The organism is Agromyces sp. LHK192 (assembly GCF_004006235.1).
In the GTDB taxonomy this organism is placed as follows: domain Bacteria; phylum Actinomycetota; class Actinomycetes; order Actinomycetales; family Microbacteriaceae; genus Agromyces.
Genome location: NZ_CP034753.1, coordinates 780,585 through 804,143, shown reverse-complemented (window position 1 = coordinate 804,143; position 23,559 = coordinate 780,585). Strand labels below are relative to the sequence as shown.

Here is a 23,559-nt window from a genome sequence, read left to right as displayed (position 1 = left end):
CGGCGTCACGTTTCCGCGCCTGCGGTGAGCCGGTATCCGACGCCGCGCACCGTCTCGATGTACCGGGGAGCGGTCGGATCGTCGTCGAGCTTCCTCCGGAGCTTCGCGACGTGCGTCTCGATCGTCCGGGTCTCGAGCTCCGAGACCCGGGTGTCGGCGTTGCCCCGCCGACTCCGGACGACGAGCGCGAGCTCCTCCTTGGTCCGCACGCGTCGGCCGGTCTCCATGAGCGCCGCGAGCAGGTCGAACTCGGTCCGCGTGAGCCCTGCATCGACGCCGTCGCGAGCAGCGATCCGCGTCGACCGGTCGACCACGAGATCGCCGATGACCAAGATGGATGCGTCCGCCGATGCGGTCGCGCTCCCGATCGACGAAGGCGGGACCGTACCCGCCGCGGGCGCCGAGACGCCCTCCGTCGAGCCTGCCTCCGCCTTCACCCGCCGCAGCACGGCCTCGATCCGGGCACGGAACTCGCGAGCACGGAACGGCTTGGCCACGAAGTCGTCGGCACCGGCCGACAGGGCCAGCACGGCGTCGGCCTCCTCGGTCAGCGCCGAGACGACGATGATGTGCGTGCTGCTCCGGTCACGGACGCGGCGCGTTGTCTCGAGCCCGTCGATGCCGGGCATGTTGATGTCGACGGTCGTGATCAGCGGGTCGTGCGCCCGCACGGCCTCGATGCCCTCCGCGCCGCTGGCCGCGCCGTAGGCGACGACCCCGGCCGATTCGAAGAGGTCGATCAGGAGATCACGGACGACGTCGTCATCCTCGATCACCACGGCCGTCACGCCGTCATCCATGGGATCCCTCGCATTCTCGACCTTCTCGGCATTGTTCCACATCCCCGGGACGCAGCCCGGAGCGGATGAACGGGCGAGTCGCCCGCTGCCCCGATCGAGCCGGTGGCCGAGGACGGCGACCGGAAGGAGGTCAGCCCGCCGCGAGGTATTCGGCGGCGATCGTTCCCGGATCCACGATCTCGCGGACCGATCGTTCCGGGGCGAGCAGACCGCGCAGGCCGAGATCGCGGAGCGGTTCGACTCCGGCGGCGTCGCCCCGAGGCTGATCGAGCACCCACCTCGCGAACGTCCGCATGCCCTCCTCGAACCGGATGCGGGGCGCCCACCCCAGTGCCCCGATGCGTCGGATGTCCGCGACGCTGTGCCGGCTGTCACCCATGCGGTAGTCGCCGGAGGCCCTGACCTCATTCGGGCGTCCGAGCGCGGCCGAGAGGACCCGGACCGCCTCCGACACCGTCGTGGCAGAACCCGAGCCGACGTTGTAGACGCCCGAGGCCATCGGGCTGACGGCGCTGACGAAGGCGGCCTCGACCGCGTCGTCGATGTAGAGGAAGTCCCGCGATCCGTCGCCGTCCTCGAAGACCTCCACCCGCTTCCCGCGACGGATGAGGTTCGCGAAACGCGACGCGAGGCCGGCATGCGGGTTCGTGAGCGATTGTCCGGGCCCGTAGACGTTCTGGAACCGCAGCACGACCGGGACGATCCCCAGGGTCGGCGCGACGGTCATCACGAGCGATTCCTGAACGTGCTTGGTGATGCCGTAGACACCGGTCGGCAGCACCGGAGCGGTCTCGGGCGTCGGGATGGATCGCAGCCGCCCCTCCCCCTCGACGTGCACGTCGAAGTCGCCGGCCGCCAGGTCGACGGCACTGCGGCCGGCAGGGAACAGCGTTCGTCCGTCCTCGGTCGCGTAGGCGCCTTCGCCGTAGACCGCGCGGGAGGATGCGACGACCAGGCGGTGCACCGTCCGGCGCGACGTCGCGAGCTGGTCCAGGAGCACCGCGGTGCCGCGGGCGTTCGTCTCGACGCAGCGGTCGATCTCGGAGCCCGACCGGCCGGTGCCGCGCTCTCCAGCGAGGTGGATGACGATCGTGGTGCCGTCGAGCGCCCGCTGCAGGTCGCGGGCGACCAGCACGCTGCCGTGCATGAAGTCGACGTCCAGGGGCAGGGATCCCGACCACAGGGCATCGGCGCCGGCGCTGCCGTGCACGTGCGGGTCCAACGAGTCGAGCACGCGGACCTCGTGTCCGGCGGCGAGGAGCCGGCGCGAGAGGGCCGTGCCGATGAATCCGGCGCCTCCGGTGATGAGGACGCGCTCGCGCATGTGGCTCTCCTTCGGCTCGTCCAGCCTCAGTCCGTCTCCACAGTTTCCTGCATTTTGCTTGAAGTTCAAGTGCAGAAATGGTGTTCGACAACCGAAGATTGACCCCAGTTCGCGGGGTGGGGACGGCCGTCGTCGCGACCGCGTCGGCACGCTCCGGCCGATTCGAGCGTCAGCGAACGAGCGGTGCCGGCCAGGCGTCACCGGCGTCCCGCTGCCGCCATCCGTCGAGGATGCGTGCGGACGCCTCATCGACGGCATCCCTCGCGTCGGCCCCGTCGACCGTCGCGCCGGCGAGGTGAGAGCGGCCTCCGGTCACCAGGCAGAGTTCGCGCCGGGGAATCGAGTGCTTCAGGGCGCGATCCGCCGATCGCGCGCGGTCATCGGGACACGAGCGGGCAAGCCCCTGCTCGAGCGCGTACCCGCCGGCCACGTTCAGGACGAGGCTCACCTGCTCGCCGCGCGAGAGGAAGTCGAGGTGCCAACCCTCGCCGACCCGTCGGTACAGCACACGAGGTCGCCCGAGCGGGAAGACCATCGATTCGCTGCGCAGCCAGATGGGCAGCGGCGCGAACCCATGGAACCGGAGGAAGGCGGCGAACTCGCGCACCGCTCCGATCGTCAGTCCGGTGCGCGCGCCGAAGCGCTCATCGAAGCTGCTTCGGGTTCGACGAGGGTAAAGCGCCTGGGTGGGCTCGTCAGGGTGGGGACCCATGTCCGGGACTGTACCCCCGCTGTCGCGGTCGTCGCGGCCCCAGTTCGGGTGACCCCGAGCCGGATCACCACGCCGTCGGAAACGGTGTGCGCTCTCCCTATTCCCGCGCCCGGCCTCAGTCGACGAGGATCCAGGGGCCGTACTCGCTCGGGCTCGGAGCGGTACCGCGGATCCACCACTGCGCCTCGTACGCCTTTCCCCGGTAGGTCACCAGATCGCCCGCCATGTAGATGCTCGACGCGTTCCAGGCGGATGCCTCGGACCCGTCAGTCCACCGGTCGCGCCGGTCAGCGTCCTCCGCCGCCTTCGCGGCCTCTTCGGCGGCTCTCGCCGCTGCGGCGGCCGCTTCGGCCGCCTTCGCCTCGGCCTCGGCTGCGGCACGAGCATCGGCAGCCGCATCGCTCGCGACGGCGGCCTCGACCGCGACCCGCATCGGGGCGAACAGGTCGACCGTCGTCTGCACGTCATCGGCCGCCGCGGCACGCAGCCGGTCGATGGCCGAAGCGGCGGCGGCCACCGTCTGCGCGTCGGCGTCGGATGCCTCCGCGAGGCGAGCGTCGGCGTCGGCGATGGCGCGCTCGATGAGCCCGGGCGTCGCATCGTGGACGGCGGACGTCGCTGCCGCGAGCGCGATCGGATCCACCCCGTCGAGGCCGGTGTCGAGGGTCGCGAGGACGGTCGCGACGTCCGCGAGCACCGCGGCGTCGGAGAATCCGCCGAGGTGCTCGGCCTGCGCGCGCAAGGGCGCTGCGGCCAGGAGCCCGTGCCGGCGAGCTCCGGCGAGCGCGGCGATACCGGCGGGCTGACGTTCAGCCGCCGTCGCCGCGGCGGAGGGCGCCGCCGCGACCGGAGCGGCGGCCGGCGCGCCGGTCGGCGTCGCGACCACCGACGGGATCCAGAGCACGACGGTCACGAGCCCGACGGCCAGCACGGGCGGGGCATCCCGCTTGAGGATGCGTCGGAGGCGCGCCGACCGCGCGTCCGCCGCCACGGTCACGGATGCGGTGCCGTCAATCGGGTCGCCGGTGGAATCGACCGCGTCCCCGTCGCCCCGACCGGTCGGCGCAGGGGCCGCAGCGTCGACGACCGCGGTCGCGCCGGCCGTCACGATCGGCAGCGGCAGCGTGCTGGCTTCCGGCTCGGGCGCCTCCGTGGCGCCCGTCCGGCTACCCACGTCGGAGGCCGTCGCCGGGCCCGCAATCACCTCGACGGCCGGGGCGTCGGCCGATTCCGTATCGGGCGCGGGCGTCTTGGGCGCGGGCGCCTCGGACGCGGACGTCGGGGTCGACTCGCCGCCGCCCATCAACACGAGCAGCGCGTCGGTCGCGGATTCGCCCTCGACCTCCCGGTCGCGAGCGGTCGGCGCCGCAGTCGCCGTCGTTCGCGGCTTCGCCACCGATCGAGGCTTCACGAATGCGCTGGGGCCGCGGCGACCGCGCTTGCGGTTGCGTGGGCGCAACTGTTCGGGCGCGGGCTGCGCGTCTGACATCTGTGCTCCGTCGGGAGGGAGGCGAGGATCGCACGAGGGGGGCGGGCGCTCCGATGCTATCGGCAGTCCGCGGTCCGTCGCGCGGCCGATGGCCTGATCATCCGCCTGCTGCCGTCGGCTCCGTCGGCGAACGGCCAGTCCCAGGTGCGGAGGCGTCCGCACATGCCGTAGGCGCGGTCGGCGCCGGTCGGCTCGGCGCGCGACACGGATGCCTCCGCGAGCAGTCTCGCGTCGCCGACGGCCAACCCGGCCAGGCGGTCGCGGGTGCGCTCCGTCTCCGTGGCGACGCTGCGTTCCCAGCGGTCCTGCCAGCCGGCGACCCTGGGCTGCACGATGCGCGCGGCCCGTTCGTGGAAGGCGCGGAGGGCGTCCTGGCCGTCGCGGTCGATCGCGGCCGCGAGCTCGAGGTATCCCTGCATCGCGAGGTCGCGGCGCGCGCGGGCGGCGTCGGCACGGCCGGCATCGACTCGCCCGGCATCCGCGCTCCCGTCGCCGGACGGCAGGATCGCGGCAGCCCGATACGCCTCGGGATCGTCGAGGATTCGCGCGGGGAACGTGAGCACGGCGTCGCCGGCCTCGGGCAGCCCCGCGTTCGACATGACGACCAGCAGGTGCAGGTCGCCGTCGTTGACGAGTCGGTGCACGGTTCCCGGCGAGAACCAGACGACGTCGCCGGGCGCGAGCGGATGCTGCTCGGCACCGGCCGATGAGAGCGTGTGCACCGCGCCCGAGCCGCCGGTCACGACGTACCCCTCGCTCGACGCGGTGTGCAGGTGCGGGCTGCCGCCACGGCATCCGTCGACGGCCTCCCAGTCGTAGACCTGCAGGTCGCTGATCGCGACGCCGCCGGGAAAGAGCGGGGCGCCCATCAGGATGCCTCTGCCTCGGCGAGCAGGGTTCGCAGGTCGTCGACGAGGGATGCCGCGCGGCTCCGGTCGGCATCGGCGATCGCGATCGCGTACCGGAATCGCGCCGTCTCCCCGGCCGGGATCTCGAGTTCCTCGCTGAAGAACGGCGCCGGGTTGAGGGCGGCGAACTCCTCGGAGCGTGCGAACCACTGCGGCGGGTGGTGCGGGTTGTCGGCGGCATCGAGCATGACCACGAGCGACGTCGCGTCGACCTCGTCGTGCCGACCCTCGAAGCCCATCCACTCGTGGTGCTGTCCTCGCACCTCGGCGCCCGATCCGGTGCCGTCCGCGGTGACGAGGGTGCCGTCGGTGAACGACCTGGGGCCGCGCCAGAACAGGCCGCCGTACCCGGCGTTGTCGCGTCCCTTGGTCGTCGGCGAGCCGATCGCGATCGGGGCATCCGTCACGTTGCGCAGCGCGGTCTCGAAGGTGAGCGCCCACGCATCGTCGGCGAGCGCGCGGGCCGACAGGGCGCGCCGCTCGCGGAACACGGCGGTGCCCGCCTCGGCGATCCAGTCGAGGTCGTGCGCGAATCGCGCGACCGCGCCGTCGAACGACAGGTCTCCGGTGCCGGTGTGCCGCTGCGCGCCGTTGTTCGGCAGTTGCACGTAGTGCCTGCCGTGGACGTACGTCGGTCCGCCCCAGAAGTTCTCGGCGCCGACGACGGGCAGCGACCAGGCGAGGCCCTTGTGCCAGACGTGGTCCCACGGCCGGAACCCGCTGACGACCCGACCGGCGCGGGTGCGCAACGGATGCAGGAACGGCTTCGGCGACTCGAGCTGCGGGGTGTCGGGGAGGTAGGTGTACGTGAACCACTCGGTCGCGCCGTCGCGGACGGCGAACCCCGACCCGAGGGCGTGCAGCACGTCGATGCTCATCGGGCGACCTCCAGGCTCGGCTTGATCGGATGCCACGGCACGGCGCCGCCGTCCATCGAACGCAGGAACGGGTCGTCACCGATGATCTCGCCGGCCGCGACGGGCCTGCCCCGGAACGCCGACGCGTACGTCGCCGCTGCGAACTCGAGCGTGCGGCGCGCGGCGTGCGCGTCGACCGCGGGCGTCTCGCCGGCGTCGAGCGCGTCGAGGATGGCGGCGAGCTGGTCGCGGTGGCCGCTCGGCTCGCCCGGCCCGGCTTCCGCCGTCGTCGCCGCGGCCGCTCCGTCGGCCGTGGCCGCATGGTCCGCGTCGGGCGCCCAAGACGCGGCGAGGTGCTCGTGGCCCGGCGCGGGCGTGAACGTCCAGTCGGCGTCGGTGTACCCGTACAGGTGCTCGACCTCGACCGTCGCGTGCTCGAAGTCGAACCGCAGCCGGGACGTCTGCCGCGCCGACACGATCGAGTTGACCACGGTCGCCAGCGCACCGCTGTCGAACTCGACGACGGCCATGGAGACGTCCTCCGTGTCGGTCGGGAGCGACTGCCGTGCGGCGAACGCCGAGAGCCGCCGCCACGGCCCGAGCACCGACAGCAGCAGGTCGAACTGGTGGATGCCGTGCCCCATGGTGGGCCCGCCGCCCTCGACCTCCCACCGGCCACGCCACGGCAGGTCGAAGTACTCGGGTCCGCGATGCCAGAGCGTCTCGCACGTCGCGACCAGGGGACGTCCGAGCGCGCCGGACGCGATGAGCCGGCGCAGCCGCACCGCCGCCGCGCCGAACCGGTGCTGGAACACGGTCAGCGCGGGCACGCCAGTCGCCTCCGAGACGGCGACGAGCGCGTCCATCTCGGCCAGGCTGAGCGCGGTCGGCTTCTCGATCAGCGCAGGCACCCCGGCGCGGAGCGCGGCCGTCGCGATCGGCACGTGCGTCTTCGGCGGCGTGCACACGTGCGCCAGGTCGAGCGGTTCGGCGGCGAGGAGATCGTCGACATCGCCGTACACCGCGGCCGACGGTGCATGCTGTCGCGCGAACGTGCGGGCGCGCCCGAGGTCGACGTCGACCACCGCGACGAGCTCGACCCGTGGTGCGAGGGCGTTCACCGCCTGCGCGTGCGCGTGGGCGATCGCTCCGGTTCCGATGATCGCGACCCTCCGTGGGTTCGCCGTGGCTGTGGTCATGCTCGCCCCTCCGTCAGGAATACGCTTTCCTCAGCCTACCCCAGCCGACGCCCGCTACCGTTGGCGGATGATCCGCCACACCGTCGCATTCCGCCTCGTCCATCCCGACGGTTCGGCAGAGGAGACCGCGTTCCTCGCCGACGGCCGCCGAATCCTGACCGGCATCCCGGGCGTCGAAGACTTCGTGGTGTCACGCCAGGTGAGCCCGAAGAGCACCCACCGCTTCCAGTTCGCGATGAGCTTCGCCGACCAGGCCGCCTACGACGCGTACAACGGGCATCCTGAGCACGTCGCGTTCGTGACGACCCGGTGGATGCCGGAGGTCGCCGAGTTCGACGAACTCGACTTCGTCGCGCTCGCCCCCGCGGCGCCCGACGCGCTCTGAGCGGATGACCCGGCGCTGAACGGATGACTCGGCGCCGAGCGGATGATCCGGCGCTGAGCGGATGAGTCGGCGGCGATGTCGCTCCGCCGGCCGAGCGCCGCTACGGCCGCAGCAGGATCTTGCCGCGGCGACCCGCGTCGAAGTTCGCGCGGCTCGCCGCTGCGATGTCGTCGAAGGCGTAGGTCGCCTCGACCGGCAGCGTGACGACGCCCTCCCCCAGACGCGTGAACACCTCGCCCATGAGGCGCGCCCGCTCGTCGGCCGCCATCGCAGCGCTGACCCGGCTGCCCCAGAACCCCTTCACCGTCGCCTGCTTGAAGATGACGTCGCCCGACGGGATCTCCATGGTGGGCGACGCCATCGCGCCGAACACGACCATCGTGCCGCCCTCGGCGAGCACGGACATGACCTGGCCGCTCGCGGCGCCGCCTACGGAGTCGACTCCCGCTCGGATCGGCGCCCCGCCCGTGATCTCGGCGACGCGCTCGCGCCATCCGTCGTCGTCGGTCGCGACGACGTCGCCGAGGCCCTGAGCGGCGAGTTCGTGGACGCCGGCCGCGCGGCGCACCAGACCGAGCACCCGGATGCCCCGCGCCGGTGCGAGCTGCGCGAGCAGCCGGCCGACCGCGCCGTTCGCGGCGTTCTGCACCAGCCACTCGCCCGACCCGAGGCCGAGCGAGTCGAGCAGGCTGATCGCGCTGAACGGCATCGCGACGAGCTGGGCGGCCGCCTCGTCGGGCACGCCGTCGGGCACCGGCACCAGCGCGGCGGCCGGCGCGACGAAGTACTCGGACCATGCGCCGCGGGCGCCTCCCGTCGCGACCCGCTGACCGACTTCGAGGTGCTCGACGCCGTCGCCGAGCGCGTCGACCACGCCGAGCGCCTCCGAGCCGCCGACCGCGGGCAGTTCGGGCTTGTAGCCGTAGGTGCCGCGCACCGTCCAGAGGTCGTGGTTGTGGATGGGCGAGCGCACCAGCCGCACGCGCACCTGCCCGGGCCCGGGCTCCGGAACCGGCATCTCCTGCACCGACAGGACCTCCGCGGGGTCTCCGAAGCGGTCGTGGACGAGTGCTCGCATCAGCGGCTGGGTCATCGTGTGCTCCCTCCGCGCCGCCCGTCCGCAGACGGCGCACGTTCATCCAACGCCCCGGATCTGACCGTTCGCCGTGCGCGCGAGATCGCCCGCCCCGCGGCGCGGAGACTTGGTATATTCACCGAAAGCTGCCGTCGGTCGACCCAACCGCGGACGGCGCCTCCACGCGCGGCGGTGCTGGCGATCAGTTGGAGTTCCGGCCGCCCGGCACACCTACGAGAGGGGCTGTGCGATGGCGGTGCCCGACGGTCCTCCGCACCCCGACGGAGCATCCGGAGCAGGCGTCCGGTTCCAGATCCTCGGCCCGATGCGAATCTGGCGGGAGGACACCGAACTCGATCCCGGCCCTCCGCAGCAGGCCGATCTGCTCGCGTTGCTGCTCGCGCACGCCGGCGCGCCGGTGAGCAGTTCGGTGCTCATCGATGCGCTCTGGGGTCCGGGATCCCCGCCGAGCGCGGCCAACTCCCTGCACAGGTACGTCGGCGCGCTTCGCCGTCTCCTCGAACCCGACATCGGCACCCGGGTCGAAGGCAGGTACATCGTTCGACGGAGCGGTGGATACCTCTGTACCGCGCCGGCGGACGGACACGACCTGGTCACGTTCCGGTCCCATCTGAACGTCGCGCGCCTCGCGCTCGCGCGCCAGCGGTACCCAGAGGCTCTCGACGCCTACGCCGACGCGCTCGACGTGTGGCGGGGCCCGGCCGGAGCGGGCCTGGTCGACCGGCTCCTGCAGGACCCGGTCTTCGCGGCCCTGAACGCCGAATTCCTCGATGCGTGCACGGCAGCGGGTGCCCTCGCCGTACAGCTCGACCAGCCGGAACGCGTGATCGGCGCGCTCCGACTCGGCGTCTCGATCGATCCTCTGCACGAGCCGGCCGCAGCCGGTCTCATGACCGTGCTGGCCGCCGCGGGTCATCAGGCCGCAGCCCTCGCCGTCTTCCGTTCGATCCGCTCACGCCTGAGCGTCGAGCTCGGCATCGAGCCGAGCGCAGCGCTCGAGACAGCCCATCGACGGGTGCTCGACCCGGTCCGGTCCGGTCCGAGCGGCGAGCGGCGTGGGCTCGGCGACGCCCCTGCCGCGACCGTCCACGACATGGTGGGTAGAGCGCACGAGGTCGCGATCCTGCGAGACGGCTTCGCCGCAGCCGCGGCCGGCGACGCCAGCGTGAGCATGGTCGTCGGCCAGCCCGGGATCGGCAAGACCCGCCTGCTCGAGGAGATCGCCGCGGTTGCCGTACGCGCCGGCGCACGCGTCGCGTGGGGACGCTGCAGGCAGGACGACGGTACTCCCACGCTCTGGCCATGGGTCGAGATCGCCCGGACCCTCGTCGAGGGGATGCCTGAGTATCGGCGAACGGATCATCCGAGCGATGGGCTTCGCCGCTTGCTGGATCCCTTCGAGGGCGACCTGACATCGCCGGTCCTCCCGGACAGCGGAGCACGATTCCGCTTGTTCGAACAGGTCGTCGATCTCGTTCGCGACGCTGCGACGCGCGCGCCGGTCGTCCTCCTGGTCGACGACATCCAGTGGGCGGACCCCGCGACCGTTCACCTGCTCGAGCATCTGGCCGCGAGACTGCCACGCGGGGTCGCGCTCATCGGAGCGCTCAGGGACCGTGCACCGGCCCCGAGCCACGAGATCGTGCACCTGCTCGCAGCGATCAGCCGAGCGTCCGACTCCCGCCGCATCCAGCTGCGAGGGCTCGGCCCGACCGAAGTGGCGGAGCTCGTGCGGCGCCAGGACGGCGTCGAGATCACGCCCTCCGCGGCGCGGCACCTGCTGCGGCGCACCGCGGGGAACCCGTTCTTCGTCCGCGAACTCTCGCGTTCGCTCAACGGGTCCGCGACGCTCGATGAGGAGATGATCGATCGCGCCGGCACCCCGGACTCGATCATCGATCTCGTCCGAGACCGCGTGTCGAACCTCGATCCGACGACCGCCGCCCTGCTCCAGACGGCCGCCGTCATCGGTGCGGAGATCGACCTCGCGGTCCTGGCCACCGCAACGGGGACCGCGAGGCAGAACCTGCTGGGACTGCTCGCCCCTGCGGAGAGCGAGGGACTGGTCGAGCTCGCCGGTGCGGGCCCGCAGTCGTTGCGCTTCGCGCACGACCTGATGCGCGAGGCGGTCATCGAGTCCACGCCGCGGTCGGAGATGGCGACCATCCATCTGCGCATCGCGAATGCTCTGGAGGACGACCCGTCACCCGATCCGATCGCCGTCGAACGCGCCGCATTCCACCTCTGGGCGGCAGGCCCCGCGGCAGCCCCGGATCGAACGGCACGGGCGCTGATCGACGCCGGCAGACTGGCGGCATCGAAGTCGACGTTCGATGCCGCCGACGCCCACCTCCGCGCCGCCGCCGCATTGGCATCCGGAGCGGGACTGGAAGAGCTCGAACTCGCCGCGCTGACGGAACTGATCGCCGTCACCGGCATGCGTACCGGGTACGTCGGTACTGCGCTCGAACCGCTCGAGCGAGCCGAGCGCATCGCGAGGAGGCTCGGTCGCGAACGGGAAGCCACGGACCTGCTCTTCTCCCGTTGGGCGGCCCACTCGCAAGGGATCCAGCTCGACGTCGCGGCCGGGCTCGCACGCCGCCTGCTGCTCGACGGCCAACAGTCCTCCGACGGCCTCGTGCAGGCGTACGGGTGGAGCGCCTGGGGCATCCATCAGTGGGACATCGGCGACGTGTCCCAAGCGCTGCACCACCTCCGCCGAGCGAACTCCACCCTGCGCGCACAAGGCTGCATCGCCGACGGAATCGGACTGCGGCGAGACCTGCAGCTGCTCTGGCCGGTCATGCTCGCCCTGATGACCGCGCTCAGCGGCGAACTCGATGAAGCCCGTTCGGTGCTCGATGCGATCGAAGTCGAAGCCGGCGACGATGCCTACGCGATCACCGTGTGGGCGGCGTTCTCGGTCGTGATCGCGGCCGTCGCCGGAGAGGTCGAATGGGCGCGCCGAGCGGCGGCGCGGGGGATGGCGGTCGACCCGGCCTCCTCGTTCGTCTTCCTGGGCGGGTATCAGCGACTCGCGTCGTGCTGGGCACGAGCGCTCTCCGGCGAACGGCCGGGGGACGCGGCGGCGGAGGCCGAGCGCATCATCCTCGCGGTGCTCGCGGACCCGGCTCGATCGGGCCTCTCCACCTGGTGGGGCCTGCACGCCGAGATGCTCCTCGCCGCAGGCCGGCCGGATGACGCGGCCGCAGCCCTCGACCGTGCCGATCGTGCGCTCGACGCGTACGGCCAGCGCTATGCGGAGGGACTGGTGCTCCTGCTCCGGGCCCGGGTGCTCCATGCGCAGGGCGCCGATCCGGCGGCGGTCGTCGAGATGGCCGAACGCTCGCGGCGGCTCTCGGCAGAGCGAGGTGCAGGCCTGTTCGCCGCGCGGGCGAGCCGTTTCCTCGGGGAGTTCTCGGAGCACCGCTGACGCCGATGTGGCGCCTCCACCCGCTGTCCACTCGTCGTCCACGGGTGACGGTTACCGTGGCGCTCATCCACTGCGTCGTCCGCCTCGCCACGGTCGCCGCGCGATCTCCCCGAGAGGAGCTTCGTCATGCCTTCTTCAGCAACGTACCCCGACACCCGGAAATCCGTGCACGACATCCCCGGCCGCGCGATGGGTATCTGGGCATTCGTGCTCGCGTTCCTCATCCCGCTGCTCGGGCTCGTGCTCGGCATCGTCGCGTATGCGACGAGTCGTCGAGCCGGCGTCTCGAACCGGCTCGCGGTGGCCGGAATCGTCATCAGCGCGGTGTTCATGGTCGGTGCGGTGATCGCGACGATCGCCGTTGCGGCGGCGGGCGGGTTCTGACGTGGTCGCGTCCGCCCGCCCCACGGTGATCTTGGTGCACGGTGCGTTCGCCGACGCCTCGGGCTTCTCGGGAGTGATCGGCGAGCTCGCTTCGGCGGGCGTCGTGGCCTTCGCCCCCCCGACGCCCCTGCGCGGCGTGGCATCCGACGCGGCGTCGCTCCGCGCCGTCGTCGAAGCCGTCGACGGCCCCGTCCTGCTCGTCGGCCATTCCTACGGCGGCGCCGTCGTGACGCAGGCCTCTGCCGGTTCGGCGAACGTCGTCGGGCTCGTCTTCCTCGCCGCCTTCGCGCCCGCCGTCGGCGAGAGCTGCGCGGGAGTGCAGGAACCGTTCGATGCGCCGCTGCTCGCCGAGACGATCAGGCCCACGCCGTACGACGCCCTCGGCGCGGTCGGCGGACCTGAGCTGCTGATCGACCGCGACCGGTTCCGCGAGACCTTCTGCGCCGACGTGCCGATCGCCCTCGCAGCATCCATGGCGGTCATCCAGCGGCCGCTCGCCGCAGCCGCGATCGGTGAGCCGCTGACCGCTGCCGGTTGGACCGAGCACCCGTCGTGGTACCTGGTCTCCGGCAGCGACCGGGCGATCTCCCCCGACGCTCAGCGATTCATGGCGGAGCGGATGGCCGCGGTGGTCGACCAGATCGACGCCAGCCACGTGGCCTTCATCTCGCGTCCGGTCGACGTCACCGGATTCATCCTGCGCGCGCTGGCCACGCTCTGAGTCGCCGAGGGCCGCCGCCGACCGTCTCGCGCTGGACTTCCCCAGCGCGAGACGCACGACGCTCGATCGAAGGAGAACGGATATGCAGGAGGCGGCATACGCGGCCCAGTGCACGGCCGAGGAGAAGCGGCACAACCCCGTCGCCGCAGCCCGACCCGGCAAGGGCCGCGCGCTGCTCGCGCTGGCGCTCGGCACGTTCGCCATCGGCACCGGCGAGTTCGGCACCAACGGAATCATCGAGCTCTATGCCGAGGAGTTGGGGGCGACACTCCCCTACGCGACCTGGGCCGTCACCGCCTATGCGCTCGGTGTGATGATCGGCTCGCCGATCATCACGATCGTCGGTGCGCGAGTCAATCGGAAGCGTCTTCTGCTCGGGCTGATCGTCCTGTTCCTCATCGGGAACGTGCTCTCGGCCGCGGCCGGCTCGATGGAGATGCTCATCGCCGCCCGGTTCCTCACCGGCACCGTGCAGGGCGCGTACTTCGGAGCCGGCGCGGTCGTCGCGGCCTACATCTACGGGCCGGGGCGGGGCGGCCAAGCCTTCGCCACCGTCATGACGGGCCTGACGGTCGCAACCATCTTCGGAGCGCCTGCGGGCACCTTCATCGGGCAGGTGTTCGGATGGGAATGGCTCTACCTCGTGGTCGCCGCCATCGGACTGGCAGCCGGATTGGCGCTGCTCGCCTGGGTGCCCTCGACGCGCGACCTGGACGGCGGGTCCGTGACCGACGAACTCCGGGCGCTCGCCAAGCCGCTGGTGTGGGCGATGGTCGCGATCGCCGCGCTGGGCATCTCCAGCATCTTCGCGGTCTACACGTTCATCGCCCCGATCGTGACGGATGCCGCCGATGCGTCCCCCAGCGTGATCCCCATCGCACTCGCCGTCTTCGGCATCGGCATGGCGGTGGGCAACGAGGTCGGCGGACGGCTCGCGGACCGGTATCCGACGCGCGGCCTCGTGCTCGGCTATGTGCTCGTGAGCGGATTCCTCGTCATCGTCGGATTCGGTGGCGGATGGCTGCCGACGCTGTTCGTCGGGCTGTTCGGTGTCGGAGCCAGTGCGATGATGGCCATCCCCACCATCCAGGTGCTGCTCACGAGGTTCGCGCCGGATGCCCCGACGTTGGTCGGTTCACTCAACCTCGCGGCGTTGAACGCCGCCAACGCCCTCGGCGCGATCGGCGGTGCGGTGACGATCAGCGCCGGCTTCGGCGTGCTCGCCACCTCATGGGCCGGATTGGTCCTGGTCGCTTGCGGGCTCCTCGTCTTCGCGGCGACCATCCCTCGCGCGCTGCGGACCGGTCGCACGTCGGGGCCGTGACCTGTCTGCCGACCGCTCGCCGTGGGCAGGTCGGCGAGGACGACGACGCGGCCGCGGAATCCGCCTACCGCTGCGCGATCCGCATCGTGTCACCCGACCTGGCGGCGAAGGCCGTCGCGGTCGCCGCGATCGTGCGCCGCATCACCTCGACCGCCGCGGTCGGCGCGACGTCGGCGGGGAGCGCGAGGCTGATCGTGCGCTCGAGCGCGGCCGTCGCGGCACCGGCCGGTGCGCGCGAGGCACCGACCAGCCGTGCCGCTCGCAGTCCCGGCCGGTCGACGAGCACCATCGCCGGCACGATCGCCACCCCGAGCCCGCGCTCGACGAAGCGCAGCACGGCGTCCATCTCGGCGCCCTCGAGCACGACCTCGGGGGCGAGGCCGGCCTCGCGGAAGGCGGCATCCGTCGCGGCCCGCAGGTCGTAGCTCGAACTGAACTCGATCTGCGGGAGGCGCGCGACCTGCTCGAGCCCGACGGCGTCCCCGGTCGTGATCGGCGGCGCCTGCGCCGACGAGATGACGACCAGCTCCTCGACGAGCAGCGGGCTGAGCGCGTAGCGGGCGCCGGGCGGCGTGGCATCCGACGTGGTGACCAGGGCGAGGTCGAGCTCCCCGCCGGCGACCTCGTCGAGCAGCCGGCGCGATCCGTGCTCCGAGAGGTGCAGCTCGATCGCGGGGTGCGCGGCGTGGAAGGCGTTCAGCACCTCGGCGACGAGGCTGATGCACAGGGTCGGCGTGGCGCCGAGTCGCACCCGGCCGCGGCGGAGCCCGGCGAGCTCGGCGAGCTCGCGGTGCACCGACTCGGCGTCGGCGAGCATGCGCCGCGCGAGCGGCAGCAGCGCCTGACCCGCGGCGGTCAGGGTGCTGCCGCCGTACGCCCGGTGGAAGAGCGGTGCGCCGAGGCTCTGCTCGAGCGCGGTGATCTGGCGGCTCAGGGTCGGTTGCGCGAGGTAGAGCTGGTCGGCCGCCTTGGTGAAGTTGCCGGTCTCGGCGACCGAGACGAAGGACTGCAGTTGCTCGAGGTTCACACCCATACCTTACGCGCATCATCTTCACGCTGAATATGCATTGGAGTAATGAAGCAGCGCGACCTAACCTGACTCGCATGACCGCCACCCCATCTCCGTCCACTCCGTCGACCGCGCCCCCGACCACCCCGGAACGCCAGATCTCCACCACGGTGCTCGTCATCGGCACCGGCGGCTCGGGGCTGCGCGCCGCCATCGAACTCGCGGAGGCGGGCGTCGACGTGCTGGCACTGGGCAAGCGCCCGAAGTCCGACGCGCACACGGCGCTCGCGGCGGGCGGCATCAACGCGGCGCTCTCCACGATGGACGCCGACGACAGCTGGCAGCAGCACGCCGCCGACACGCTGAAGGAGAGCTACCTGCTCGCCGACCCGCGCGTCGTGCAGACCGTCACCGAGGGCGCGGCCCGCGGCATCGAGGACCTGGAGCGCTACGGCATGCCGTTCGCCCGGGAGGAGGACGGCCGCATCTCGCAGCGCTTCTTCGGCGCGCACACCTACCGGCGCACGGCCTTCGCGGGCGACTACACGGGCCTCGAGATCCAGCGCACGCTCGTCAACCGGGCCGCGCAGCTCGATGTGCCGATCCTCGACTCCGTCTACGTCACGCGGATCCTCGTGAACGACGACGGCGCGGTCTTCGGCGCCTACGGCTTCGACCTGACCGACGGCACCCGGTACCTCATCCACGCCGACGCGGTGATCCTCGCCGCCGGCGGCCACAACCGCATCTGGCGGCGCACATCGTCGCGCCGCGACGAGAACACCGGCGACTCGTGGCGCCTCGCGGTCGAGGCCGGCGGCCGGGTGCGCGACCCCGAACTCGTGCAGTTCCACCCGTCGGGCATCATCGAGCCCGAGAACGCGGCCGGCACCCTCATCTCCGAGGCGGCCCGCGGCGAGGGCGGCATCCTGCGCAACGCCCTCGGCGAGCGCTTCATGGCGAAGTACGACCCCGAGCGCATGGAGCTCTCGACGCGCGACCGGGTCGCGCTGGCCTGCTACACCGAGATCAAGGAGGGGCGCGGCACCCCGAACGGCGGCGTCTGGCTGGATGTCTCGCACCTGCCCCGCGAGACGATCATGCGGCGCCTCCCCCGCGTCTACCAGACGATGCTCGAGCTCCAGATGCTCGACATCACGACGGACCCGATCGAGATCGCGCCCACCGCGCACTACTCGATGGGCGGGGTGTGGGTGCGCCCCGACGACCACGGCACCGACGTGCCCGGCCTCTACGCGATCGGCGAGGCGTCCAGCGGCCTGCACGGCGCGAACCGACTGGGCGGCAATTCGCTCATCGAACTGCTCGTCTTCGGCCGGATCGTCGGGCAGGCCGCGATCGAGTACTCGCGCGGGCTCGCCGCGCAGCGGCGGTCGCCGGCCGCGGTGCAGGCCGCGCGCGACGAGATCACCGGACTCCTGGCAGCCGACGGCAGCGAGAACGTGCGCGCCCTCCAGCGCGCGATCCGCAACACGATGACCGAGCACGCCGGCGTCGTCCGCGACGAGCAGGGCCTGCGGCAGGGACTCGCCGAGCTCGACGCGATCGAGGCGCGCATGGCCGACATCGGCGTGCACCCCGACATCGCCGGGTACCAGGACCTCGCGCACGCGTTCGACCTGAGGTCGGCCGCGCTCGCCGCGCGCGCCACCCTCGAAGCGGCGCTCGAACGGCGCGAGACCCGCGGATGCCACAACCGCAGCGACTTCCCCGAGACGGATGCCTCCCTGCAAGTGAACCTCGTCTGGTCGCCGCAGGCCGGGGTCACGCGCGAGGAGATCCCGCCGATCCCCGACGAGATCGCGGCGCTCATGCGCGACGTGTCGACCGTGGGCAAGCTCGTCGAATAGGGCGCCGCCGACCCGGTGCCGACCGTGCACGATGCGGACGCGGTCGGGCCACTCGGATCGTCGCCTAGACTCGCCTCGTCCCCGTCGCCCTCGATCGGACACGGGTGATATCGGGCCGACCCCCCTGCGCCCGACACCTGAACCACGAGGAGTCCGTCGATGGGCACCGGCCGGATGCGCGCCGCCCGCGCACGCGCGCGCATCGGGGTGCTCGCGGGCATGGCCGCGACGGTGCTCGTCGCCGCCGCGCTCGCCGGCGGACTGTCCGACCTCATGACGACCGCGCCCGCAGCCGGTGTCTCCGATGCGCTCGACCGTGCGCGGGGCGAAGCGGGCGCGATGCGATGGACGACCCGACTCGAGGCCGACGCGGAGGCGCAGCGCGCGGCCGCGGCGCCGGTGCTCGACCGGATGCTCGCGTCGCGCGGCGCCGAGTGGCAGCGCTCGGTCGCGAGCGACCCGGTCGTGGTCGATCGGCCGGACCGGCCGCTCGCCCCGATGGCAGACGGCGAGGCGCCCGCGGTCGTGCTGCTCGCCGATCCGGATGCCGCGCACGCCTCGACCCTCGTCGCCGGTACGTGGCCGGACGATCCCGGCGCCGCCGATCTCGCCGGCGCGAACGACGCCTCCCCGGCCGCACTGCAGGCGGATGCGGCGGACGCGCTCGGGGTCGAGCCGGGCGACGTCCTCGTCATCCCGGACGGAGGGGCGCGGGTCGTCGTGACCGGCACCTGGCGTCCCGACGACCCGGGCGACCCGCGCTGGTTCGGCGACGCGCTCGCCGCGGCGGGCCGGCTCGACGCCGCCTCCGGCCCCCTGCTCGTCGACGAACCCGTCGTCGCCGGGCTCCCGACGGCCGTACGGGTCCGGTGGACGGCGACCGTCCCCGCAGCGACCGCGACCGCCCGCCAGCTGGCCGCGGTCGCCGCCGTGCTCCCGAACGTCGAGCCCGCGCTGCGCGCCGACCCGGCGATCGGCGACACCGGCGTGTCGACCCACGGCGCGCTCGCCGAGACGGTCGGTCGAGTGGTCGCGGCGGATCGTGCAGCGGGGGCGCTGGCACCCGTGCCCCTCGCGGTGGTCGGCGTGTCCGCCGCGATCGCGCTCTGGCGGCTCGCGACCCTCCTGGCCGAGGCGCGACGGCGGGAGACCGCCCTGCTGCGCTCGCGCGGGGCATCCGTGCGGTGGATCGTCGGCTCGGCCGCGGCCGAGGCAGCGGTGATCGCGGTTCCCGCCGCCGCGGTCGGCCTGCTGGCCGCCGAAGGCGTCCTCGCCCTCGCCCGGCCCGCCGAACCGCGATCGTGGCTGCTCGCAGGGTCGGCGGCCGCGGTGTGCGCCGTCGCCGCCGTCGTGATCGTCGCCGTCGTCGCCTGGGCGGAGGCACGGCGACCCCTCGTGCGCGGCGCGGGCGACGACAGCGGCCGCAGTTCGCTGCTCGCGGCGACGGGGGCGGTCGCCCTCGTGGCGCTCGTCGCGTCGGTGGCGGTCGGCCGGTTCCTGCTCGACGGCGGACCGCTGGTCGCGGGCGAGCCCGACGGCCTCTCGGTGCTCGCGCCGGTGCTGGTGCTCGTCGCGCCCGCGCTGGCCGCCCTCCTGCTCGCCGCACCGGTCGGGCGACTGCTCGAGCGCGCCGCAGCGCTGCGGCGCGGGCTGGTGCCCGCGCTCCCGATGCGCCAGCTCGCGAGGCGCTCGCCCCTGTACGCATCGTCCGCCCTCGTCACGGTGGTCGCGGTCGGCGGCCTGACGCTCGCGTCGGCGCTGTCGGGCACCTGGGCGGGCTTCGAGCAACGCGCGGCGGTCGCGCGCGAGGGCGCCGACGTCCGGGTGATCCTGTCCGGCAGGGGCGTGGTCGCGGGCGCCGACGCGCTCGCCCTCGACGACCCGTTCTCGATCGACGGCGTCTCGGCGAGCGGACCGGTCTTCACCGGCGAGGTCCGCCTCGGCTCGGACCCGGCGCAGCTCGTCGCCCTGCCGGCGGCGCAGGTCGATCGACTCGCGCCCGGCGCTCGGGGCCTCGACGACGTGGCCGGGCTCACCGCTCCCGACGGCGCGCCGCCGGTCGCACCGGCCGGCATACCGGTCGAGGGTGGTGCGACCCTGAGCGCCGAGGTCCGCGCCGATGCGCCCGCCGGGACACCCGGGACGGTGGCGGCGCGGGCGTGGGTGACCGGTCCCGCGGGTGCGGCCGTCGCGATCCCACTGGGCTCCGTCCCCGTGGGCGCCGCGGCGGACCTCACCGCCGACCTTCCGCCGATCGACGGCCTCGCACTGCTGGGCGTCGAGTTCGAGCTCGACGGCGCACGCGGGCTCGGCGACCCGCGCGCGGTGCTGGGCGGCATCCGCGTCGGGGACCGGCCCGTCGAGCTGTCGGGTGAGACCGTGCTGTCCTCGACGCAGCCGACCGGTCGGGTGGTCGCCGAGAGCGCCGCCGTCGCGCTCCCCGTCATCGTGACGGGGCGTCTCGCGAGCGAGATCGACGCGGCCCGCGGCGACCCGCTCGCCTTCCGCATCCTCGTGGGCGGTGCCGCGGTCGACGCGACGGTGGCCGGGTTCGCGCCCACCCTGCCGGGCGGCGGCGACCTGCTCGCCGACCTCGGCGGCCTGCAGGCGGCGGCCTTCGCCGACGGCGCCGGCGTTCCCGCCTACGACGAGCGGTGGCTCGCTGCGGACGATCCCGAACGGGTCGCCGCCGACCTGGTCAGGGCCCAACCCGTCGCCCTCGCCGTGCACACTGCCGCGACCGCCTCGGCGGCGGCCGTGGTCGGGTCCGTCATCGACGCCCTCTGGATCGGCGCCGCCGGAGCCGCGGTGTTCGCCCTCATCGCGCTCGGAGCGCTGGCGTCCGCGCTCGCGGCCGGCCGAACCGGCGAGACGGCCGTGCTGCGCGCGCTCGGCGTCGGCGCCGGCACCCAGGGAAGGGCGCGGTTCGCCGAGTTGGCCTGGCTGCTCGCCGCAGCCGTCCCCGTCGGCATCGGCGTCGGCGTCCTCGCCGGCGTCACCACCGTGCCGGGGCTCGTCCGGGCGGCGGTGCCCGGCGCACCGGCGGCGCTCCCGGTCGAGCTCGCCGCCCAGTGGCTCCCATGGGCCGTCGCGCTGGCGATCCTCGCCGGGCTCGCGCTGGCCATCGCCGCCGTGGCGGGAGCCCGCACGGCCGCACGCGGCCGCACGGCGACAACGATCGGAGACGAGGGATGACCCGCCTCCACCGCGCCCGCATCCACCGCGCCCGCCGGCACCGCTCCCGCCTCGGCACCGTCGGGCTCTTCGCCCGCTCGATCGCCGCCAGCCCCGGCCCGTCGGCACTGCTCGCCCTCCTGGTCGCCGTGGCCGCGTTCGCAGCCGTCCTCGTGCCGCGGGCGGTCGAAGCCCTGCACACGTCGTCGCTGCACGAGCGGTTGGGCGCCATGACCGCGTTCGAACTGGATCCCGCCGTCGAGTTCGGCGAGCGACCCGCGCTCGGGCCCTCGACAGCGGGTACGACGCTCGAGCCCGACGTGGACGCGAACTGGGGCGCCCAGGAGGAGCGCCTGCACGAGCGGCTCGACCAACTCCCCGAGCCCCTGCGTTCGAAGCTCGGCGACCCGCTCGTGTTCCTCTCCTCGGGTCCTTCGCGTGCCCTCGCCGCCGATGCGTCGCCGCAGGGCCGCGTCGACCGCATCATGCCCGGTGTCGATCCGCGCATGCGCGAGCACCTGCGCCTGGTCGAGGGCGCCTGGCCCGCCCCGATCCCGGGCCCGCCGCCCGTCGCGGGCGACCCGACCGCGATGGACGAGTGGCCACCGCAGGCCCCGGCGATCACGGCACCCGTGGAACTCCTGCTGACGACCGCGGTCGCCGACCGCATGGCCTGGCCGGTCGGCGAACCTCGCACCGCCGACCTCGGCGGCCTCGGCAGCATGCCGGTGGTGCTGGTCGGCATCGCCGACGCGATCGATCCCGACGACGGCTTCTGGACGCACGCCCACGCAGCGCTCGAGCCCACGGTCATCACGAGGGGCGACGCGCCGCCCGAGATCACCGGCGTCGCCTTCGTCGATCCCGCGAGCTGGACCCACCTGCAGCACCAGCCGCTGCCGTCGAAGACCTCCGCGTGGTTCCCGGTCGACGCGGACGCGATCGACTCGGCCGAGCTGGCGGTGCTGCGCGGGCAGCTCGGCGAGTTCCAGAGCTCGGTCTTCAGCCTGGGCGACGGCTCGTGGAACGGCACCTACGGCATCGTCGGCGACGTCGGCTTCGCCGGCGGGCTGCGTGACCTGCTCGCCGAGCAGGCCGCCGAGCAGGCCGCCGTCGACGCCGTGCTCGCCACGATCGTCTCCGGACCCGCCGGCGTCCTCGTCGCGGTCATCGTGCTCGGCGCGAGCGTGGTCTTCGAACGCCGCCGGTCGGGCCTCGAGCTCGCGGCCGCGCGCGGTGCCGACGACGCGCGGCTGCGAGGCATCCTCGGCGCCGAAGGACTCGCGATCGGCATCCCGGCCGCGGTCGCGGGGGGCATCCTCGCGGTCGCGGTGTCGCCCGCGACCACGGCCTGGGGCGGATGGGTCGTCGCCGCGGTGTTCGCGGCGACGCCCGCCCTGCTGCTCGTCGCACGGGCGCACACGCTGAGCCCGCTCCGCCGCGCGCGAGCCGACCTCGGCGCCGCACCGTCGCGACTGCGCTGGGTCTGGGAGGCGCTGGTCGTGGTGCTCGCCGCGGTCGCGGTCGGGCTCCTCCTGCTGGGCCGCACCGGAGCGGTCGGCGGGACGCCCGACGAGGCCGCCTCCGGCATCGACCCGCTGCTCGCCGCGGTCCCCCTGCTCATCGCCCTCGCCGGATGCGTCGTCGTGCTGCGGCTCTACCCGCTGCCGCTCGCCGCCCTGGTGCGCCGCGCCAAGGCCGGTCGATCGCTCGTGCCGTTCCTCGGCGCGGCACGGGCGCTGCGGGACCCGGCCGCGGGTCTCGTTCCGGTGCTGGCCGTGGTCGTCGGCGTCGCCGTCGCGGTCTGCTCCACCGTCGTGCTGTCCACGGTCGATGCCGGGGTCTCCCGGGTCGCGGCCGAACGCGTCGGTGCCGACGCGATCCTCCACGAGGTCCCGCTCACGAAGGAGCAGCAGGCGGCCATCGCCGACCTTCCGGGCGTGGAGGCGACCGCTGCGGCGTACTCGGTCCGATCGGTCGAGCTCGAGGTCGACGGCCGCCGCGAGACGCCCGTCCTGATCGTGGTCGACGTCGACGACCTCGGAGTCGTGCAGGCCGGCGAGCCGGAGGCGCTGGCGTTGCCCGACGGCCTCGTGTCGACCGCCGACACCGGGGACGACGAGTCGCCGGTGCCCGTCGTGGTGTCGAGCCTCGTCGCGGACGAACTGGAGGAGGCCGCCGACGTGAGCATGGGCGGCCGGGAGATCACCGTCGCGGGCGTCGTGGACGCACGGACGCCGTTCTCGTCGCGGACCGCCTGGATCCTCATCGACCGCTCCGTTGCCGAACCGTTCGCCGACACCTTCGTTCCTCGCCAGGTCCTCATCAGGTACGCACCCGGTGCCGACCGGGAGGCGGTCGCGGCCGACATCCTCGGCATCGCCGGATCCGGTGTGCTCGACGAGCCGGCGGACCTCGCCGACGGCTACGCCGACCGGCCCGCGATGCGCGGACTCACCGCGACGCTCGTCGCCGCGCTGGCACTGACCGCAGCGCTCACGGCACTCGCGCTCGCGCTGACGCTCGTCGTCGGCCGGCCGGGTCGCGAACGGTTGCTCCCGCTGCTCGGATCGCTCGGCCTCGGCCGCCGCGACGCCCGGTGGCTCGTGGTGTGGGAGATCGCGCCCGTGACCGCCGTCGCGGTCGTCGTCGGCGCCGCGCTGGGCATCCTGATCCCGTACGCGGTGCTGCCGGGCATCGACCTGACGAGGTTCACGACCGGAGACGACCCGCCGACGATCACCGTCGACCCGGTCCTCGTCGCCGGCGTGGTGGTGGGCTTCGCCGTCGTCGCCGCCGCGGCGGCGGTCGTGGCAGCCGGAACGGGGCGGCGGCTCGACGCCGCACAGGCCCTGCGCAAGGAGGAGGATTGA

Annotated in this window: 17 protein-coding genes; 8 read left to right on the top strand and 9 right to left on the bottom strand. The window is 73.4% G+C overall.

The window, feature by feature from the left end:
- Positions 1 to 5 precede the first annotated feature (5 nt).
- The 7 genes from ELQ40_RS03560 to ELQ40_RS03530 all read right to left on the bottom strand — a co-directional run bounded on the left by ELQ40_RS03560 (position 6) and on the right by ELQ40_RS03530 (position 7,289).
- The gene (locus tag ELQ40_RS03560; protein WP_127792440.1) at positions 6 to 800 is read right to left on the bottom strand and encodes a response regulator transcription factor; all 795 of its coding nucleotides are present in this window, start codon (positions 798 to 800) and stop codon (positions 6 to 8) included.
- Positions 801 to 930: 130 nt separating this feature from the next.
- Positions 931 to 2,124 carry an NAD-dependent epimerase/dehydratase family protein gene (locus tag ELQ40_RS03555; RefSeq protein ID WP_127792439.1) on the bottom strand — a complete coding sequence of 398 codons (1,194 nt, stop codon included), beginning with the start codon at positions 2,122 to 2,124 and terminating at the stop codon, positions 931 to 933.
- A gap of 169 nt (positions 2,125 to 2,293) precedes the next feature.
- Positions 2,294 to 2,836, bottom strand: a complete 543-nt coding sequence (locus ELQ40_RS03550) for a hypothetical protein (protein ID WP_127792438.1) — start codon at positions 2,834 to 2,836, stop codon at positions 2,294 to 2,296.
- A gap of 115 nt (positions 2,837 to 2,951) precedes the next feature.
- A complete protein-coding gene (locus tag ELQ40_RS03545; protein ID WP_127792437.1) occupies positions 2,952 to 4,232 on the bottom strand; it encodes a carbohydrate-binding protein in 1,281 nt (426 codons plus the stop codon).
- A gap of 149 nt (positions 4,233 to 4,381) precedes the next feature.
- Complete coding sequence (locus ELQ40_RS03540; protein WP_127792436.1) at positions 4,382 to 5,194, bottom strand: cupin domain-containing protein; 813 nt, start codon at positions 5,192 to 5,194, stop codon at positions 4,382 to 4,384.
- The gene (locus ELQ40_RS03535) at positions 5,194 to 6,111 is read right to left on the bottom strand and encodes a PmoA family protein (protein WP_127792435.1); all 918 of its coding nucleotides are present in this window, start codon (positions 6,109 to 6,111) and stop codon (positions 5,194 to 5,196) included. Before ELQ40_RS03535 ends, ELQ40_RS03540 begins: the two co-directional genes overlap by 1 nt.
- Positions 6,108 to 7,289, bottom strand: coding sequence for a Gfo/Idh/MocA family protein (locus ELQ40_RS03530; protein ID WP_127792434.1), 1,182 nt, complete (start codon positions 7,287 to 7,289; stop codon positions 6,108 to 6,110). Before ELQ40_RS03530 ends, ELQ40_RS03535 begins: the two co-directional genes overlap by 4 nt.
- A 67-nt stretch (positions 7,290 to 7,356) precedes the next feature.
- Here ELQ40_RS03530 and ELQ40_RS03525 point away from each other — a divergent pair, with 67 nt between their 5' ends.
- A complete protein-coding gene (locus tag ELQ40_RS03525) occupies positions 7,357 to 7,674 on the top strand; it encodes a Dabb family protein (protein WP_127792433.1) in 318 nt (105 codons plus the stop codon).
- A 100-nt stretch (positions 7,675 to 7,774) separates the two neighbouring features.
- Here ELQ40_RS03525 and ELQ40_RS03520 read toward each other — a convergent pair whose 3' ends face one another.
- Entirely contained in the window at positions 7,775 to 8,752 is a 978-nt protein-coding gene (locus tag ELQ40_RS03520) for a zinc-binding dehydrogenase (protein WP_127795112.1), read from the bottom strand.
- Positions 8,753 to 8,999: 247 nt separating this feature from the next.
- On the opposite strand from ELQ40_RS03520, the gene ELQ40_RS03515 reads away from it, so the two are divergent.
- The 4 genes from ELQ40_RS03515 to ELQ40_RS03500 all read left to right on the top strand — a co-directional run bounded on the left by ELQ40_RS03515 (position 9,000) and on the right by ELQ40_RS03500 (position 14,632).
- Positions 9,000 to 12,203, top strand: coding sequence for a BTAD domain-containing putative transcriptional regulator (locus ELQ40_RS03515; RefSeq protein ID WP_205649419.1), 3,204 nt, complete (start codon positions 9,000 to 9,002; stop codon positions 12,201 to 12,203).
- A gap of 126 nt (positions 12,204 to 12,329) precedes the next feature.
- A complete protein-coding gene (locus ELQ40_RS03510) occupies positions 12,330 to 12,587 on the top strand; it encodes a hypothetical protein (protein WP_127792432.1) in 258 nt (85 codons plus the stop codon).
- 34 nt (positions 12,588 to 12,621) lie between these two features.
- On the top strand, positions 12,622 to 13,308 hold the full coding sequence (locus ELQ40_RS03505) for an alpha/beta fold hydrolase (protein WP_205649418.1): 687 nt from the start codon (positions 12,622 to 12,624) through the stop codon (positions 13,306 to 13,308).
- An 82-nt stretch (positions 13,309 to 13,390) separates the two neighbouring features.
- On the top strand, positions 13,391 to 14,632 hold the full coding sequence (locus ELQ40_RS03500; protein WP_127792430.1) for an MFS transporter: 1,242 nt from the start codon (positions 13,391 to 13,393) through the stop codon (positions 14,630 to 14,632).
- 64 nt (positions 14,633 to 14,696) lie between these two features.
- Here ELQ40_RS03500 and ELQ40_RS03495 read toward each other — a convergent pair whose 3' ends face one another.
- Positions 14,697 to 15,665 carry a LysR family transcriptional regulator gene (locus ELQ40_RS03495; RefSeq protein ID WP_127792429.1) on the bottom strand — a complete coding sequence of 323 codons (969 nt, stop codon included), beginning with the start codon at positions 15,663 to 15,665 and terminating at the stop codon, positions 14,697 to 14,699.
- A gap of 71 nt (positions 15,666 to 15,736) precedes the next feature.
- Here ELQ40_RS03495 and ELQ40_RS03490 point away from each other — a divergent pair, with 71 nt between their 5' ends.
- The 3 genes from ELQ40_RS03490 (at position 15,737) to ELQ40_RS03480 (ending at position 23,559) form a co-directional block, all read left to right on the top strand.
- Entirely contained in the window at positions 15,737 to 17,512 is a 1,776-nt protein-coding gene (locus ELQ40_RS03490; protein WP_127792428.1) for an L-aspartate oxidase, read from the top strand.
- A 159-nt stretch (positions 17,513 to 17,671) separates the two neighbouring features.
- Entirely contained in the window at positions 17,672 to 20,707 is a 3,036-nt protein-coding gene (locus tag ELQ40_RS18720; protein ID WP_164863461.1) for an FtsX-like permease family protein, read from the top strand.
- Positions 20,704 to 23,559: an FtsX-like permease family protein gene (locus tag ELQ40_RS03480; RefSeq protein WP_127792427.1), complete on the top strand. Its 2,856-nt coding sequence runs from the start codon at positions 20,704 to 20,706 to the stop codon at positions 23,557 to 23,559. Before ELQ40_RS18720 ends, ELQ40_RS03480 begins: the two co-directional genes overlap by 4 nt.